This window comes from Phytobacter sp. RSE-02, assembly GCF_040578655.1.
GTDB classification, from domain to species: domain Bacteria; phylum Pseudomonadota; class Gammaproteobacteria; order Enterobacterales; family Enterobacteriaceae; genus Phytobacter; species Phytobacter diazotrophicus.
The window spans coordinates 640132-657407 of sequence record NZ_JBEULY010000002.1 but is presented as its reverse complement, the minus strand read 5'-3'; the positions used below and the strand labels follow the sequence as shown (position 1 = coordinate 657407).

The following is a 17276-nucleotide window of genomic DNA, read 5'->3' as shown; positions in this document are numbered from 1 at the left end:
TTTAATTTATTAAAGCTTTAATTAGTTAAATAACATCTGTTGATACTTGATTTATGAAACCAAATATATCATGAACCCTTCGGTTATAACGCCCAGCGCCGTCCCTAATAATATGGACGATGACGCCGATTCGACATAAGTATCACTGCGCAGGGCAAACATCCCGGCGGCAATAGCCGAAGGGGTGGCACCAATAATCACGACTTGCTGCATCAGCGTATGATTCAGGCCGAACGCTAAGCCGGCAACGGCCATCATGATCGGCTGAATTAAATTTTTAATACCAATATTGGTACAGGTCTGAATGTTGAAAGAAGGGCGCTCGCCGTAAAACAGCAGACCGAGTGCGAAGAGCGATAAGCCACCGGCGATTTTGCCTACCATCTCAATCGGCGAGCTGAGCAGATGCGGCAACTTCACGCCCGCCAGGCTCAGCAGAATACCGGTTACCGGGATCCAGACGATAGGGTTACGCGCCGCTTTCCACAGATTTTGCAACACCATTTTCACCGGGTTCAGATCTTCGGTGTGGTTTTTATCGCCCATACGGATAAGGACAATGGTCAGCGGGATCATAAATACGCTGGTCACCACGTTGCCAATCAGCACGCCTAAAAAGCCTTCCGGGCCGATTAATACCGCCAGTACCGGTGCGCCAAAATAGGCCATATCCGGGAAGGCGCAGACCAGTGATTGTATGGCACTGGTCTTAATATCGTGACGAAACACAAAACGGGACACAAGCAGGGTAAATAAATAAGACCCCATCAAACCAATAACCAGCACTGCCATAAATGACAGATTCTGTATTTTCTCCGGGTCAGTATTTAATGCGCCAATAAAAAGATGAAAAGGCAGAGCGAAACGGATAACCACAGATGCCATAACATTGGCATCTTCACGCTTGGTATAGCCTAATTTTCCGCTCAACCAACCTAATACCATGATGAAAACTAAAGGGAACAAAGATTGAAGTAAAATTGATTGCATAAATTATCCTGTGCCAATGTTTTATTATAAGGGTACTGACAGTGGATAATTTAGCGGTCTCTTCTGTAATAGTGAGTGACGGTAGTCACACTCACTCCGCTTTAAATAATTACAGAATGCTTACTTTAGTTTAATTAGTGAGGGGAGAGGATGTGTTAATAATATTGCTTTGGCGGAAAATCGCAAGCCGGAAAATACCGGCCTGCGTAAGATAATTATTTCATTGCACAGTTAGCGCATTGTTTATTCTGGATCTGCTGGAAAAAGTCATTGCCTTTATCATCAACCAGAATGAAGGCCGGGAAGTCTTCCACCTCGATTTTCCAGATAGCCTCCATTCCCAGCTCCGGGTAGGCCACACACTCAAGGCTTTTAATACTCTGCTGCGCCAGTACCGCCGCCGGGCCGCCAATGCTGCCGAGGTAAAAGCCGCCGTGTTTATGGCAGGCATCGGTCACCTGCTGGCTGCGGTTGCCTTTTGCCAGCATCACCATGCTTGCACCCTGCGCCTGCAACTGATCGACATAAGAGTCCATACGTCCGGCAGTGGTCGGGCCGAGGGAGCCGGAGGCATAGCCTTCCGGTGTTTTCGCCGGGCCTGCGTAATAAATCGGATGATCTTTCACATACTGCGGCAGTTCTTCGCCACGGTCGATAATCTCCTGTAATTTCGCATGGGCGATGTCGCGGGCGACGATGATCGTGCCGGAGAGGGACAGGCGGGTGGAGACCGGGTGCTGTGACAGTTGTTTAAGAATGTCAGCCATCGGTTGATTGAGGTCGACTTTTACCGCATCGCCTTCGCCCGCTTCGCGCAGTGCCTGCGGAATGAATCTGCCCGGATTCGACTCCAGTTTTTCAATCCAGATACCGTCGCGGTTAATTTTGGCTTTGATATTGCGATCTGCTGAACAGGAGACGCCCATGCCCACCGGGCAGGAGGCGCCGTGGCGTGGCAGGCGAATCACCCGGATATCATGAGCGAAGTATTTCCCGCCGAACTGCGCGCCAAGGCCAAGATTTTGCGCCTCGATCATCAACTCTGCTTCCAGTTGCGTATCGCGGAACGCCTGACCATGTTCATTGCCTTCGGTCGGCAGTTCGTCATAGTAATGGGTGGAGGCGAGCTTGACCGTTTTCAGGGTGGATTCCGCAGACGTTCCGCCAATCACGAAGGCGATATGGTACGGCGGGCAGGCGGCAGTACCGAGGGTACGCATTTTTTCCACCAGATATTTTTTCAGCTTCGCCGGGGTGATCAGCGCTTTGGTTTCCTGGTAAAGGTAGGTTTTGTTCGCCGAACCACCGCCTTTCGCCATACACAGGAACTTGTACTCGTCGCCATCGACGCTGTAGAGATCAATCTGTGCGGGCAGATTGGTGCCGGTATTCACCTCTTTGTACATATCCAGCGCCGCGTTTTGCGAGTAGCGCAGGTTATCTTCGGTATAGGTGTTATAGACGCCGCGCGTCAGCGCCGCTTCATCACCACCGCCGGTCCACACGCGCTGGCCTTTTTTACCCATAATGATCGCCGTGCCGGTATCCTGGCAGGTCGGCAACACGCCTTTGGCGGCAATCTCAGAGTTACGCAGGAATTGCAGCGCCACGTACTTGTCGTTTTCGCTGGCATCCGGGTCGGTCAGAATAGTGGCTACCTGCTGCTGGTGCGCCTGACGCAGCATAAAGGCGGCGTCGTGGAAGGCCTGTTGCGCCAGCACGGTGAGTGCCTGCGGCTCAACTTTCAGTATCTGCTGCCCCTCAAACTCGGTAACAGAAACATGCTCGCGGCTGAGGAGATAATATTCCGTATCGTCATGCGCCAGCGGAAAGGGATCCTGATAGTAAAACGGTTTCGTCGACATAGCTCTCTCGCTTTTTGTAAGGTTAGAGCCGCATACATCCATGCGGCAGCGACAAAAAAACGCCGCCGGAGCGTGTCCGGCGGCGAGGAATCAGAACATCATGGAAATCCACGGATAACCAATCAGCAGCAGGGCGGCCAGGAAGATGGCACCGAAAATGGTCCCCAGACGCCAGTAGTCTTTGGTGGGCAGGTAGCCGCTACCGTAGTAAATCGGGCTCGGGCCGGTACCGTAAGGGGTGATGATCCCCATCACACCCAGCGAGGTGACCATCACCAGCACGAACACTTGCATGTTCATCCCCGGAATGGTTGACGCGATGGTCAACATGGCCGGCAGCAGAGCGGTGGTGTGCGCCGTGGTACTGGCGAACAGGTAGTGCAGCAGATAAAACGCCAGCAGCAGAACAATGGTCGCCACGCCCGGTGAGACATTGCCCATCAGCGAACCGCCTTCTTTACCCAGCCATGCGATAAACCCGGTGGAGGAGAGGCCATCTGCCAGCGCCACCAGAGTGGCAAACCAGACGAAGGTGTTCCATGCGGCTTTGTTGCTGGTGATGTCGTTCCACTCCAGCACGCCGGTCCATAACATCAGCACGATAATAAGCAGTGCGGCGAGGGCCGGTTCCAGCCAGTTGGCGGCAAAGATCCACATCCCCAACGCGGAGCAGACAAACACCAGCAGCAGGATTTCGTTGCGCGACAGTTTGCCCAGTTTTTCCAGCTCACGACTGGCCCACAGCGGCACTTCATCGTTCACTTTTACTTCCGGCGGGTAGAACCAGTAGGCCAGCAGCGGCATGGTCAAAATCAGCAGAATACCCAGCGGCAGGAAGGCCAGGAACCAGGTCCCCCAGGAGATGTCGAGCCCGGTAATGCTTTTCACCAGTGCCAGTGAAAGCAGGTTTGGCGCCAGCGCGGACAGGAACATGGAGCTGGTAATACAGGCGGCGGTGATCGCCACCCACATCAGATAGGAGCCAATTTTACGTGCGCTCGGATCGTTGGGTTTTGAGCCGTACAGCGGCGGCAGGTTGGCGATAATCGGGAAAATGGTGCCGCCACTGCGCGCGGTATTCGACGGTGTGAACGGTGCCAGCAACAGATCGGCGAAGGTAATGGCGTAGCCGAGTGTCAGGCTGCGACGGCCCAGATATTTCACCAGAATCAGCGCCAGGCGGCGGCCAAAGCGGGTCTTATCGTAACCGGCGGCAAACATAAAGGCGCCGAAGATAAGCCACACGGTGGAGTTACTAAAACCGCTGACCGCCCACTTAAAGGACTGTGCGGCGAGTTTGAATTTTGGATCCACCAGTTGTTCCGGGCTGAACAGCAGCCACTGGCTGCACAGCGCAATCACGACAACACCGGTCATACCGATAACCGCGCCCGGCAGGGGCTCAAAGATAAGCCCGACGATCACACCCACGAAGATGGCGAAATAGTGCCATGCGAACGGCGGCAGACCTTGCGGAACAGGTACGAACAGCAGGAGTACTGCGACAATAACCGGTAGCGCCAGCATCAATAGCTTGCTCTGGTTACCACTCTTTTTACTACTCACCTGCGACGGTGCTAAAGCGGATGATTTCTCGTTCATAATAGCGTTCTAAGGTTGATAAGGATTCTGTTTTCACGCCAGACAATGGGAATTTAATGACTTTAGTTACAAAACTTTTTTTACTTATTAAATTCAACTCTGGCACGTTAAATAAATGGGTGTTTCCCGCAATAAGCTTTGCGAGGAATTAAAAATTGGGTCTGTTTCTATAATGCTTCTTTCGCTTTTTCGACAATTGATCGCGATCAAGAAAATTATCTAATGGTGTTATTGTATGCCGCCAATATAAAAAATAGCGGCATTTTGTGGTTTTTGCTGAATCGATACACTTTTTGTCAAATTTTGTGGATATTAATTAAGATTTTTACCCGCATATTTTTTTTAAGATATTGATTTAATTGTATTTAATTTCTTTTATTTCAGCCTGTAGTACTTACTTGTTAGTAACTTGTAAGTTATATTTGTTAGCGCAAATGTTAATTCTATTTTATTTAAATAATAACACCTTTGAGTTAGCGATGTTATTGAGTGTATTAAATAGTTTTTTAACTAAAGTAAGCAATTAAGAAACTAAAGAAATTATTATATTAAAGACATGTATTCGGCAAAAACGACAACGAAAATAATGTCCGATAAGAATTCTCAAATTTCACTTTTAAAGTTTGGAGTTTATTTATGAGCCATTACTCGCAAATTCTCACCCCCTTTACACTACCGAATGGTACCGAGCTTAAAAATCGTCTGCTGATGGCACCTATGACCACCTGCACAGGCTATTTTGACGGTACGGTCAGCAGCGAGCTTATCGAGTACTACCGTGAGCGTGCCGGGGCTATCGGGGCGGTGATTGTTGAATGCTGCTTTGTTGACAGCCTGGGCCTCGCATTCCCTGGCGCCATCGGGATTGATAACGATGCAAAAGTGGCGGGGCTGGCGAAAATTGCTGACGCCATTAAATCCAAAGGATCGAAAGCTATCCTGCAGATTTACCACGGCGGCCGCATGGTCGACCCGAAACTGATCGGTGGTCGCACGCCGGTTGGCCCAAGCGCGCTGGCTGCACCGCGTGACGGCGCGGCTACCCCGGTCGCCCTGACGACTCAGGAAGTGGAAGAGATGGTCGCGAAGTTCGGTGACGCCGTACGCCGCGCCATTCTCGCGGGTTTTGATGGCGTCGAGTTACACGGCGCGAACACCTATCTCATTCAGCAGTTCTATTCGCCAAACTCCAACCAGCGTGATGACGAGTGGGGCGGTAGCCGCGACAACCGCGCGAAATTCCCGCTGGCGGTGCTGGAGATCACTCACAAAATGGTCCGCCAGTATGCGGATGACGCCTTTATCATCGGTTACCGCTTCTCGCCGGAAGAGATGGAAGTGCCAGGTATCCGCTTTGATGACACCATGTACCTGCTGGAAAAACTGGCCGCGCGTGGCCTGGATTATCTGCACTTCTCCGTTGGTGCAACGCTGCGTCCTTCCATTGTTGAGACCACCGATCCTACACCGCTGATTGAAAAATATGTCGCCCTGCGTTCCGAAACCCTGGCCCAGGTGCCGGTGATGGGAGTGGGCGGCGTGGTGAACGCGGCTGACGCACAGGACGCGGTTGACCACGGCTATGACCTGATTGCCGTAGGGCGCGCCTGCATTGCTTATCCGGACTGGACGGATCGCATCATGCGGGGTGAAACGCTGGAGCTGTTCATCGACAGCACCCAGCGCGAAGCGTTGACCATCCCGGAACCGCTGTGGCGCTTTTCGCTGGTGGAGGCGATGATCCGCGACATGAGCATGGCGGACAAAAAATTCAAACCGGGCGTGTACACCGAAACCGTACAGGATGATACCCGCGAGCTGGTGCTCAATATCAGCCTTGAAACCGACCGTATCGCGGATATCGAACTGCTGTCAGGTACGGGCGATGATGTGGATTTTGTCACCAGTTTTGATGAGATTCGTTCACGCATTCTGACCGCCAACAGCCCGCATGTGGATGCGATTTCCGGGGCAACCAGCCAGAGCGAATCGGTGAAAAAAGCCGTCTCCAAAGCGATGGTGAAATCGGGTAAAGCGCTGGCGCAGGAAGAGGGCGCGGACGACATCACGCCGAAAAATTATGATGTGGTGGTGGTCGGCAGCGGCGGTGCCGGACTGGCGGCTGCAATCCAGGCGCATGACGAAGGTGCACGCGTGCTGATCGTGGAGAAAATGCCAACCTTTGGCGGTAACACCATTAAAGCCTCCGCCGGGATGAATGCCGCAGAAACCCGCTTCCAGCGTGTGAAAGGCATTCAGGACAGCAAAGAGCTTTTCTATCAGGAGACGCTGAAAGGCGGCCAAAACCGCAACAACCCTGAGCTGCTGCGTTGCTTCGTGGAACACGCGCCGCAGGCCATCGAATGGCTGGCGAATCGCGGCATTATGCTTAACGACATCACCACCACTGGTGGTATGAGCATTGACCGCACCCACCGTCCGAAAGACGGTTCAGCGGTCGGCGGTTATCTGATTAGCGGTCTGGTTCGTAATGTGACGAAGCGCGGTATCGACGTGATGCTCGACACCTCGGTTGAAGAGATCCTCTGCGAGCAGGGTAAAGTGAGCGCGGTACGTCTGATCAATGACGAAAACGAAACCCTGACCATCGCGGTGAAAAGTGTGATTGTCGCCACTGGCGGCTTTAGCGCCAATAGCGAGATGGTGGTGAAATATCGTCCGGATCTTGACGGTTTTGTCACCACCAACCACAAAGGGGCGACCGGTGCCGGTATTGCACTGCTTGAACATATCGGCGCAGGCACGGTGGACATGGGTGAAATTCAGATCCACCCGACGGTGGAACAGAACACCTCGTACCTGATTTCCGAATCGATTCGCGGCGGCGGGGCGATCCTCGTTAACCAGCAGGGCAACCGCTTCTTTAATGAAATGGAAACCCGCGACAAAGTCTCCGCGCAGATCATTGCCTTGCCGGAACACTACGCTTACATCGTGTTTGATGAACACGTTCGGGCGAAAAACAAAGCGGCAGATGAGTATATCGCCCGCGGCTTTGTCACCAGCGCCAGCTCACCGCGTCAGTTAGCGGAGAAACTGGGGATGGATTATCATGCTTTCCTGGCGACGCTGGAGCGCTACAACGGCTTTGTTGAACAGCAACATGACAGCGATTTTGGTCGTACCACCGCACTGCGTAACCCGATTAATGAAGGGCCGTTCCATGCAATCCGCATTGCACCGGGGGTTCACCATACGATGGGCGGTGTAACCATTAATACTGAGACAGCGGTGCTGAATAAAGCGCAGCAGGTCATTCCGGGGGCGTTCGCCGCAGGCGAAGTGGCCGGGGGGATCCACGGTAGCAACCGCATCGGCGGTAATGCGGTTGCTGACATCATTATTTTTGGCTCACTGGCCGGGCACCATGCGGCAAACTGGGCGAAAGCGCAGGCCTGATGATAAGCCCCGGCAGAAACCGGGGCATTTTTTAGGAGTGAATATGGAACAGCAAGAAGGTGTCTGGTCATACTCCGCCGTCCTGATGGGATCGCCGATCCTGCTCAAACTGTTCAGCCACAACCCCTCGCTTGCCGCCGATACCTTTCGCCTGATCAAACGCTATGAAGATCTGTTTACGGTCAACCGCACGCCTTCACAAGTGATGGATATCAATCTGGCCGCCGGGCAGCATCCGGTGGCGGTTAGCCGTCCGGTCTTTGCATTAATTGCCTGCGCGAAGGCGGCAAGCCTGGTCAAGGGCGGCTGCTTTAATCTGGCGATTGGCCCGCTGGTCAAGCGCTGGCGGATTGGTTTTCGCCACGACAACGCCGTACCGCCCGCTGAGGAACTGGCTGCATTGCTGGCGCTGACCGACCCACAAAACGTGTTGCTGGACGAGGCCGCAGGCACGGTTTATCTGGCACGTCCGGGTATGGAGATCGATCTGGGGGCGATTGCCAAGGGCTATATTGCTGACCGGGTACGCGATTTCCTGCGTCGCGAAGGGGTCACGCAGGCGTTGATTAATCTTGGCGGGAATGTGCATACGCTCGGCGCGCCGCAGGGCGGGTGGGGTATCGGATTGAAAAAGCCGTTTTCGACGGCGGATGCGCTGGTGGGGGTTATCGATGTGCAAGATAAATCGGTGGTCACGTCGGGAACCTACGAGCGCTACTTTGAGGTAGACGGCAAACGTTATCATCACATCCTTAACCCGGCGACGGGATACCCGCTCGACAACGAACTCGACAGTGTGACGGTGATTTCAACCGACTCACTCGATGGCGATATCTGGACCACGCTGCTTTATGGGATGGGGGTGGAACAAGGATGCCAGGCGCTGCGCAACAAGCCGGAGATCGAGGCAATCTTTGTCACAAAAGACCGGCGGGTGGTGGCCTCATCCACGCGTAATGTCCGTTTTACGCTAATGGATGATAGCTACACCTTTACTGACAGTACTGCTTAAGCAATCCGTACTGCTCTTCCAGCAGGCGATAACGATAGACCGGGCGCCCTGTTACCCCATAGTGGATGGTGGTAAATAAAATGCCGATCTGCGCAAGCCACATCAAATACTTACGGCAGGAGACGCGGGAAATATTGACCGCGCTCGCCAGCTCATCGGTCGAAAACTCGATATCCGGGTGGGCATCAATCCACTGACAAATGGTCCGCAGTGTCTGCGGAGTAAGCCCTTTTGGTAAGCGTCGGGTATCGGCAACCTCCTGCGGCCCGCCATGGAGCAGCCTGTCCACATCCGCCTGTTCGTAATACTGCTGCGCGCTCATCAGTTTCTTCTTTTCCTGCCAGTGGGTCAGGGCTTCTTCAAAACGCGGAAACTGGAACGGTTTGATTAAATAATCCACCACGCCGTAGTGCATCGAAGTCTGAATGGTCGCGGCATCGGAGGCGGAGGAGATCATGATGACGTCGATTTTCCGTCCGCTGGCGCGGATGATCGGGAGCAGTGACAGGCCATTATCGTGCTGCATATAGACATCAAGCAGGATCAAATCGATATCCAGCGCCGGGTCGTTAATCATATTTTCGGCCTGACGCAGGGTGGAAGCGACACCGCAGCAGGTAAAGCCAGATAGCCGCGTGGTATAGACGCGGTTCAGCTCCGCCACCATGGCGTCGTCATCGACAATTAATACATTAATCACACGCTCTTCCTCTCACTGTCCCAGGGGAGTTGTACAAAAAATTGAGTAAATACGCCAGGTTCCGACTCCACCGTAATGCTGCCACCGAGATTTTCGCACTGCTGGCGGGCGAGGAACAGCCCGACGCCCCGGTTTTCGCCTTTGGTTGAGTAACCTTTGTGGAAAATAGCATCGATATGTTCCGGGGAGATACCGGGGCCATCGTCGCTGACCTCGGCGCTTAACCAGCCGTTTTGATAGTGCAGCAACAGGCCAATTTCGCCGTCGGATTGATCGGTCATGGCGTCGAGGGCGTTTTCAATAAGATTACCCAGAATGGTTACCAGCGCCGTCACCTGCTGCTGGTTGGGGTTATCCGGCACCAGGGATTCATTCGCCAGGGTCAGGATAACCCCGGCTTCTCTGGCACGATTGATTTTACCCAGCAGAAAACCTGCTACGACGGGCGTCTGTATCTGATGCTGCAGGGTGCCGATGTCGTTCTGATAACCTTCTGCCGTCTGTAACACATACTCTTCGAGCGTGTCATAACGCTTCATGTTGAGCAGGCCGAGGATCACGTGCAGCTTGTTCATAAACTCATGGGAGTGGGCGCGGAGAGCATCCACATAATTGACCATCCCGTCGAGACGTTGCAGTAGCTGACTGATTTCGGTTTTATCCCTGAATGTGCTGACCGCGCCAATGACTCCGTCCTGGCCGCGCACGGGCACACTGTTGCACAGCAGCAAATGCCCGTTGCAGCCGATCTCCTGATCGGACAGCGGCTGTCCGCTTTGCAACACGGTTTGCAGGTCGGCAAACAGCGGCGTGTGGCGAATATCGCGGGTGCCGTGATTATTGGTGCTGAGCAACATCTGGCGCGCGGCCTGGTTGGCGAGGGTGATATTGCCCTCGCGATCAACGGCAATAACCCCCTCTTTGAGCGATTGCAGCATGGCCTGGCGCTGTTCAAACAGGGTGGAGATTTCATAAGGTTCCAGGCCAAAAAGAATACGCTTGAGCACCCGGACCAGCGCCCAGATGCCAAGCGAGCCGACCATGGCGCTAAAGAGCATGGTGAGCAGCAATCCCCAGCGGCTGTGGCTTATCTGTTTATCCACTTTACTGAGCGAGATACCGATGGCGACCACGCCGATTTGCTGGTGTCGGGCATCAAATACCGGTGTAAAAACGCGCAGCGCCTCGGCGAGGACGCCGTGGTTGACCGAGACATTCTCCCGGCCATGCAGGGCGGGGATCAGATCATCACCAATAAAGTGTTTGCCAACTTCACTGGCCTCGCGATGTGATAAACGGATGCCGTCCATATCGGTCACGACGACAAACAGCAGATCGTTTCTGCGTTGTACCGCCTGGGCAAGGTCCTGCACCGTTTGGCTCCCGACAGGCATCGAGAGCGCGCGTTTGATCTCCGGTTCATCGGCAAGGGTGCGTGCAACGGCCATCGCAGTGTCCTTCACCCCTTCCCGGGTGACATTGGCGATCTGGACAAAATAGAGCGCGTAAACCACCAGTAACACCGAGCCAATAACGCTGCACAGCATCAGCGTAACCAGGGTACTGAGTTTCATGGTGCGTTTGCGCGAAGCAGGATGTGGATGCCTTCCGTTCACTGCGGCCTCAAAATCATTCACAGAAAGAGGGTAATTATCGCCGAAGGGGCGCATATCTCAAAGCGGCTAACGGCTTGTCACCTTTGAATTTATCCCCTCAGTTACGTGACACGTCTCGCAAGGCAATTATATGAATCGCTTTATAGTAGGGCAGGATAAATAAAAAGGAGGTAATGATGAGCACTTTGTTAACGGTAGCGGCGAAAGCGCGACGTAATGACCGGACAACGGAGATAGACAGACTCTCAACAGACGATGTCCTGCAACTCATTCATCAGGAAGATGTCGCTGCTCACGACGCGGTAGCGCACTGTTTGCCTGATGTAGCGAGAGTGGTTGAGCATGCCGTGGCGGCATTCAGTCGCGGCGGGCGAGTTGTCATTATCGGGGCCGGTGCCTCTGGCGAACTGGCGCAGCAGGCGATTAATGATTTTGCCCCGGACAGCCAGACACAGGTGCGTTGCATTGCGGTTAATGACACGCATGCCGACGACTACGACGGCGGGATCGGTGCCCTACAGGCGATAAATTTTAACCACAATGATGTGCTGCTGGCGCTCACGCTAAGCGGTAAAACGCCGTGGGTATGGGGCGCGCTGCGCCAGGCCAACGAGACCGGCGCAATGGTGGCGGTACTTACTGCCGATCAACATAGCGAAGCCGCAAGCCTCGGGGATATCGTGATTGCGCCGCCAACGGGCGCGGAAGTGGTTGCGGGTTACGGGAATCCCAAAGCACGGCGCGCGCAGCAATCTATTCTGACCATGTTAACGACCACGCTTGCCATCCGCAGCGGCCGGGTATACAGCAACCTGCGGGTGGATATTCCGGCGACGGAAAATAAATGGCAGGAGCGCCAGATAGCGATCGTGATGGCGGCCAGTGATTGTTCACGCAAAGAGGCGAAAGCGGCGCTGGCAAGCTGCAATCAGCAGTGCAAAACCGCCATTCTGATGCTGCTCAGCGGCATGGATGCGTGGGATGCGAGCGAAGCACTACAGCGCAATAACGGCCATCTGCGCCTGGCGCTGAAAGAGAAGAGAGGGTGAGTTTCGGGCCACACGGCATAGGTCATGTAGCCTGCGTTGTGGAGTAAAACCGTGAAAAGCTGAGGCGCGTGGGTAAATCCACGCGCCTCAGAAGCGCAAGACCGGATGATAAAGAAACGGCTGCACGCTTCAATTCATTCAAGAAGAGACACGCGCGAATGCGTGTCATGATTCCAGCTAAAAAGCACCAGATGCCAGAGTCCCGGTGCTTTTCGGGAAGGGTCAATTAACCCCTTTATCCCAAGCGACGTCAGACGGTTACGCACATTCCACGACCGGGGAACACCGCCTTCACGCACGATTTCCTGCCAGGGCGCAATGGCATCATTCAGGTCAATACCTGCGGCGCACAGCGCCTCAGCATTCCTGAGATCAATAATTTTATCGCTGCTAACACTAACCCTGACGATTTCAAGGTTGTGACTTCTGTTACCGCTGTGCGACTGCATGGCCGCTTCTACCCCTTCTGGCGAGGAACTGAGGTACAGCGTGGGTTGATGGCTGTCTGAATACCTGCCTGGCGCTCTGGAACCCGATAACGCAAAATGCCGATATGCGGGATCAATGGCCCGGTAAAAAACCCCGTCGATATCCGTTAAATAATTTGTCAGATCCATACGTTCTCTCACTTCTCTTCTGAGAAATACCCTCTACTGCGGGCGCCCGCCACCCATCTGGTTTGCCTGCCAGCGCTGGATATGCCTGGAAAGCACAAAAAGCGGCAACGGTCGGTAAGTGCGAAATACTTATGGCAGCGTCAGATGAGCTTTATGTTCATCAAATAATGCAATTAAGTGGTCGGCAACGACTCTGACCCGTCGTGACCCGGCTAAGTCTGAATGCATCACCAGCCATAACGGCTGATCCACACCAGGATCGGGATTAACGCAATGCAGACCGTTTTTCCTTGCCATAAAGTGCGGCAAAACGCCTAAACCGAGACCCGCTAAAACGGCGGAGACCTGTGCCGCGAGCGTGTTTGCTTCCAGCCTGCATGGCCTGCCGCGAAGCATTCTCGTTATCCAGCGCGCCGCAGGCAGGTGTTGGTGTGATTCCGGCCAGCCTATATAGTGCGCATTTTGTAACGTGACTCCCGCGGGCCCGCCAGACACTTTTTTAAGATATGCCTCAGCGCCGTATACGCCAAATCCCACCGTTCCCAGACGTTTTAGCGTCAGATTTCCGCTCTCTGGCTTGACCATGCGTATCGCTAAATCGGCATCTCTGCGATGCAGATTAACTGACTGCACGCCGCTGAGCACTTCCACCCGCAGTTCAGGATAGTTGTTCATCAGCCCTTCCAGCGAGGGCAGGATGAAATGCGTAGCCAGGTTGTCCGATGTTGCCAGCCGGACAAGCCCTGCAACATTACCCTGTAGTTTAGCTTTCTCACCAAAAGCGAGCCCCGCGTATTCCAGCGCTTCCGCCTGCTCCAGTAGCGCTTCACCATCATCCGTTAACCGGTATCCGCTCTGATGTCGGCTGAAAAGCGGCATGGACAGCGACTGCTCAAGCCTGTCCAGCCTTCTTGAAATCGTAGCGATGCCCATTTCCAGAGCTTCTGCTGCGCCGCTCAACGTCCCCGCGCGGGCGATGGCCAGAAAAATGCGCGTATCGTCCCAGTTAAAATTGGCACTCATAGTTTTTCCGTTTATGGAAAACGGCTCTCCATTTTCAGGTCTGTTTTATCGATTTTAACAAGTTAATACTGTCGTTCCCATAAGGAGATAAACATGAAAAAACCAACATTAACGCCATCGCTCAACCTGTCTGCCATCCCCATTGCCGGGCCTCGATGCGCTGTTCAAGAAATGAAAGGCGCGGCTGCCTGAAATTACTTACCAAAAAACGCCTCAGTCACATTTCCACTTTTTTAAGAGTATTTATTTTATGAATGAAACGGCTGTACACGTAAGTTTCGTGCCGATGCGCACCTGGCTGGCAGTTACCGTACTTGGGATCAGTGCATTTTCAATCGTGACAAGCGAGCTTGCGCCGGTTGGTATGCTCAGTACCTTAGCAAAGGATTTGAATCAGACAGCATCCGGCGCGGGTCTTGTCGTGACCGCCTATGGCTGGGTTGGTGCGCTCGCCGCGCTGCTCTCTGGTGCGATACCCGCACGCATTTCCCGCAAAACTCTGCTTGTTGGCCTGATGCTCATTCTTGCTTTGTCCTGCATGGCTGCGACTTTTTCTTCTTCCATGAGCACATTTATGAGTGCGCGCATGGCCGGGGCACTTGCGCACGGTGCGTTCTGGGCACTGATTGGCATAGTGGGCGCGCAGCTTGTTCCGGCGCAAAAGCTTGGGCTTGCCACCTCAATCATTTTTGGCGGCGTCTCGGCAGCCAGTGTTCTGGGTGTCCCTTTGTCTAGTTTTATTGCAAGCATGGCCGGATGGCGTAATGCCTTTATGCTCATTTCGCTGCTGGCGCTGGTTGCCGCCTGTGCATTATTCTGGACGCTTCCCGCACTGGCGGCGCCTCAGCCACTAAGGCTGCGTCTTTACTGTGGGCTATTCAAAAACCCGGTGCTCATGTCCCTGTATTGTGCAACAGCCTGCATTATTTCGGCCCATTTCGCGGCCTTCACCTATCTGGAGCCACTGTTGATGAAGGTCCATGGCGTACCGGCGGCTTCCATATCGGGTTTGCTGCTGGTGTTCGGACTTTCTGGCCTGGCAGGGAATGTCATTGCCGGTAAACTGATTGACCGGCATCTTAAAACGCTTATTTTCACGTCACTTCTTTTGAGTGCCCTCGCACTCGGTATGCTTGGTATGAGTAGCGTCGCACCTCTTCCTTTCTGGTTAATGGGGATACTGCTTGCCTTGTGGGGAGCGGGTATTTCGATAGTATTCGTCGGGTTACAGACGTGGTTGCTTCATAGCGCCGGCGATGCCGCACAACCGGCGTCAGCCATTTACGTCGCAATTTTTAACGCAGCAATTGGAACTGGCGCGCTTGCGGGTGGCAAGGTGTTAGCCGTGACAGGTTTTCAGGGGCTGGCGTTACTGGCGGCAGGTATTATTGTGGGCAGTATGATGCTTGTACTGGTATTGAAAAAACCGTGAAGACGCACCAGGGAAAATTCGACGACTGATAAAAAACGCGGCGATGGCATAAGGGACGCAACAGACGATGCGCCCCTTACTTTAATAATTAGCTTTGACAGAAACGGAGCCGGTTGCCAAAGGGATCATGGACTTCCATAACTTCTCCCCAATCCTGCTTGATGATTTCCGGGCGACCGTAACCATAATGTTTGTCGTGTAGTTCCTTTCTGAACAACGCAATATAGATATCAGATGCAATAAATACAGCGCCCGCGTCTTGCTTACCGCAGATCTGACGCCCACTGGGTGCGAGTAGATGATGTTGCTTACATCATGATAAGTTGATTCAGGATGAGTAGGTCACCGAAGCCAAAACCTTTACGTAAAAAGGAATGTCAGATGGATTTAGAAACCGCACGTCTAACGCTTGAACCTTATAATGACTCACACTACGAAGGCTTAAGAAGAATGGATAGCGATACCCGTGTGATGCGTTATATCAACCATGGTATTGCTAAAACACCCGAAGAGACCTGGGAAGGTATCAGACGTGTCCAGGCCCGTTGGGAGCAATACGGGTACTCGTGGTGGGTAATTAAAGAAAAAGCGTCCGGGGAGATCGTTGGGGCCGCCTGCCTCCAGCACCTGGAAAATGTGGATGGCGCGCCATTAGAGATAGGCTGGCGACTCGTCCCGGAACATCATGGCAAAGGTTATGCGACAGAAGCCGCTAAAGCGATTATAGCTTTCGCGGTAGAGCGAACAGGCACAACGTATCTGGTGGCTGTTGCCGATCCTGACAATATCCCCTCGCATCGCGTTATGCAGCGCTTAGGCATGACGTATAAGGCAATAGAACAGCATTATGATGTGCCCTGCGTCGTTTATGAACTTACGCTTCAACGTTCTGAGTAAGGGTTATTAATCATTCTGGGGAGGCGGATATTATTTCGCTCCTCTTCATAGCAGACAAGGTTGCGCTGTCGACGGGCATGTGTGTGCCAGATGCAGATGCTATTGCTGGCACATCAACGCAAGCAGCGAATCTTTGAGATACCCCTCCAGCAGAGATGCACAAATGCGTGTTTCATATGACATCATGCCCGCCGGTGGATGAAGCAGCCAGGCGCTAAAAGGCGGGATCGTGTAGTGGCTTAAAAGGGGGATTAGCATTCCCTTTTCCATTTCGTTTTTGCAAACCGGAAATTGCAAAACACCGATGGCATGACCAGCTAATAACCAGGTGAGGACACTGCGCCAGTGGGTGGACTGAAATTTAACATCAACGGGAACGTTAATGGGTTGGGCATCAGCATTGATCAATGGAATGCGATGGCTGGCAAATACGCCAGAAACAGCAGCAAATGGATAACCAGCCAGCGCGTCCGGAGAGTCTGGATAACCCATTCTGGCCAGCAAAGCAGGGGAGGCGAGCAACACTCTGCGCACGCTACCTAGTGGACGGGCGACAAAAAAACCTTCTGAGACCTCTCCGAGCCTCAATGATAAATCCACCCCCTCCGTGACAGGATCGATAACGCGGTCGTTAAAAATGACATCGACCTGTAGCCCAGGATGTTCGTTCTGAAGCTGCAACAGTGCAGGCATCAGCAGACTTTCCCCGGCAGAATAGGGCGCCGCAATACGGATTTTGCCTTGCAGCCCCTCATTTTCTTCATTCACGGAAAGCGCGTGCTCTGCCGCCTGAATGGCCGCTTTGCTTCGCTCATAAAACAGATTACCGCTATGTGTCAGAGACATGTTCCGCGTATTGCGCCTTAGCAAACGCGTACCAAGGTGTGCTTCCAGTTTATCTATTCTTTCACTGACGGCGGGTTGGCCAATGCCGAGATCGCGGGCTGCAGCCGACATGCTGCCCCGCTCAACGACCCTGATGAATATGCGCATTGCTGAGAAGAGATCCATTTAGCAATTATATCGGTTTTACCGATAAATGTAATTCGACAC

General features: G+C 53.3%; 14 protein-coding genes. 5 read left to right on the top strand and 9 right to left on the bottom strand.

The window, feature by feature from the left end:
* Positions 1-51 precede the first annotated feature (51 nt).
* The 3 genes from ABU190_RS06675 to ABU190_RS06665 all read right to left on the bottom strand — a co-directional run bounded on the left by ABU190_RS06675 (position 52) and on the right by ABU190_RS06665 (position 4457).
* A complete protein-coding gene (locus ABU190_RS06675) occupies positions 52-990 on the bottom strand; it encodes an AEC family transporter (RefSeq protein WP_047370704.1) in 939 nt (312 codons plus the stop codon).
* A gap of 215 nt (positions 991-1205) precedes the next feature.
* On the bottom strand, positions 1206-2855 hold the full coding sequence (gene fumA / locus ABU190_RS06670; protein ID WP_354690790.1) for a class I fumarate hydratase FumA: 1650 nt from the start codon (positions 2853-2855) through the stop codon (positions 1206-1208).
* A 90-nt stretch (positions 2856-2945) separates the two neighbouring features.
* A complete protein-coding gene (locus ABU190_RS06665) occupies positions 2946-4457 on the bottom strand; it encodes an anion permease (protein WP_271849443.1) in 1512 nt (503 codons plus the stop codon).
* 636 nt (positions 4458-5093) lie between these two features.
* Between ABU190_RS06665 and ABU190_RS06660 the strand changes: the two genes are divergently transcribed.
* Together ABU190_RS06660 and ABU190_RS06655 are read left to right on the top strand one after the other, a co-directional pair.
* Positions 5094-7877 (top strand): flavocytochrome c, encoded by a 2784-nt coding sequence (locus ABU190_RS06660; RefSeq protein WP_354690789.1) that lies wholly within the window; start codon positions 5094-5096, stop codon positions 7875-7877.
* 43 nt (positions 7878-7920) lie between these two features.
* Positions 7921-8889, top strand: a complete 969-nt coding sequence (locus ABU190_RS06655; RefSeq protein ID WP_079496627.1) for an FAD:protein FMN transferase — start codon at positions 7921-7923, stop codon at positions 8887-8889.
* Here ABU190_RS06655 and dcuR read toward each other — a convergent pair.
* Together dcuR and ABU190_RS06645 are read right to left on the bottom strand one after the other, a co-directional pair.
* Positions 8870-9589: a two-component system response regulator DcuR gene (gene dcuR, locus ABU190_RS06650; RefSeq protein WP_354690788.1), complete on the bottom strand. Its 720-nt coding sequence runs from the start codon at positions 9587-9589 to the stop codon at positions 8870-8872. The genes ABU190_RS06655 and dcuR overlap by 20 nt on opposite strands.
* On the bottom strand, positions 9586-11163 hold the full coding sequence (locus tag ABU190_RS06645; protein WP_107224363.1) for a sensor histidine kinase: 1578 nt from the start codon (positions 11161-11163) through the stop codon (positions 9586-9588). Before ABU190_RS06645 ends, dcuR begins: the two co-directional genes overlap by 4 nt.
* A 218-nt stretch (positions 11164-11381) precedes the next feature.
* Here ABU190_RS06645 and ABU190_RS06640 point away from each other — a divergent pair, with 218 nt between their 5' ends.
* A complete protein-coding gene (locus ABU190_RS06640; protein ID WP_354690819.1) occupies positions 11382-12254 on the top strand; it encodes an N-acetylmuramic acid 6-phosphate etherase in 873 nt (290 codons plus the stop codon).
* A gap of 134 nt (positions 12255-12388) precedes the next feature.
* Here the strand turns inward: ABU190_RS06640 and ABU190_RS06635 are convergent, their stop codons facing one another.
* Both ABU190_RS06635 and ABU190_RS06630 read right to left on the bottom strand, forming a co-directional pair.
* Entirely contained in the window at positions 12389-12871 is a 483-nt protein-coding gene (locus ABU190_RS06635) for an RES domain-containing protein (RefSeq protein ID WP_169039497.1), read from the bottom strand.
* Between the two features lie 129 nt (positions 12872-13000).
* Positions 13001-13894 carry a LysR family transcriptional regulator gene (locus ABU190_RS06630; RefSeq protein ID WP_354690787.1) on the bottom strand — a complete coding sequence of 298 codons (894 nt, stop codon included), beginning with the start codon at positions 13892-13894 and terminating at the stop codon, positions 13001-13003.
* Positions 13895-14144: 250 nt separating this feature from the next.
* Here ABU190_RS06630 and ABU190_RS06625 point away from each other — a divergent pair, with 250 nt between their 5' ends.
* Positions 14145-15326 carry an MFS transporter gene (locus tag ABU190_RS06625; RefSeq protein WP_354690786.1) on the top strand — a complete coding sequence of 394 codons (1182 nt, stop codon included), beginning with the start codon at positions 14145-14147 and terminating at the stop codon, positions 15324-15326.
* 88 nt (positions 15327-15414) lie between these two features.
* On the opposite strand, the gene ABU190_RS06620 is transcribed toward ABU190_RS06625, so the two are convergent.
* Positions 15415-15567 carry a glyoxalase superfamily protein gene (locus ABU190_RS06620; RefSeq protein WP_354690818.1) on the bottom strand — a complete coding sequence of 51 codons (153 nt, stop codon included), beginning with the start codon at positions 15565-15567 and terminating at the stop codon, positions 15415-15417.
* Between the two features lie 140 nt (positions 15568-15707).
* Here ABU190_RS06620 and ABU190_RS06615 point away from each other — a divergent pair, with 140 nt between their 5' ends.
* Entirely contained in the window at positions 15708-16223 is a 516-nt protein-coding gene (locus ABU190_RS06615; RefSeq protein WP_354690785.1) for a GNAT family N-acetyltransferase, read from the top strand.
* Between the two features lie 99 nt (positions 16224-16322).
* On the opposite strand, the gene ABU190_RS06610 is transcribed toward ABU190_RS06615, so the two are convergent.
* On the bottom strand, positions 16323-17216 hold the full coding sequence (locus ABU190_RS06610; protein ID WP_354690784.1) for a LysR family transcriptional regulator: 894 nt from the start codon (positions 17214-17216) through the stop codon (positions 16323-16325).
* Between the last annotated feature and the right edge of the window lie 60 nt (positions 17217-17276).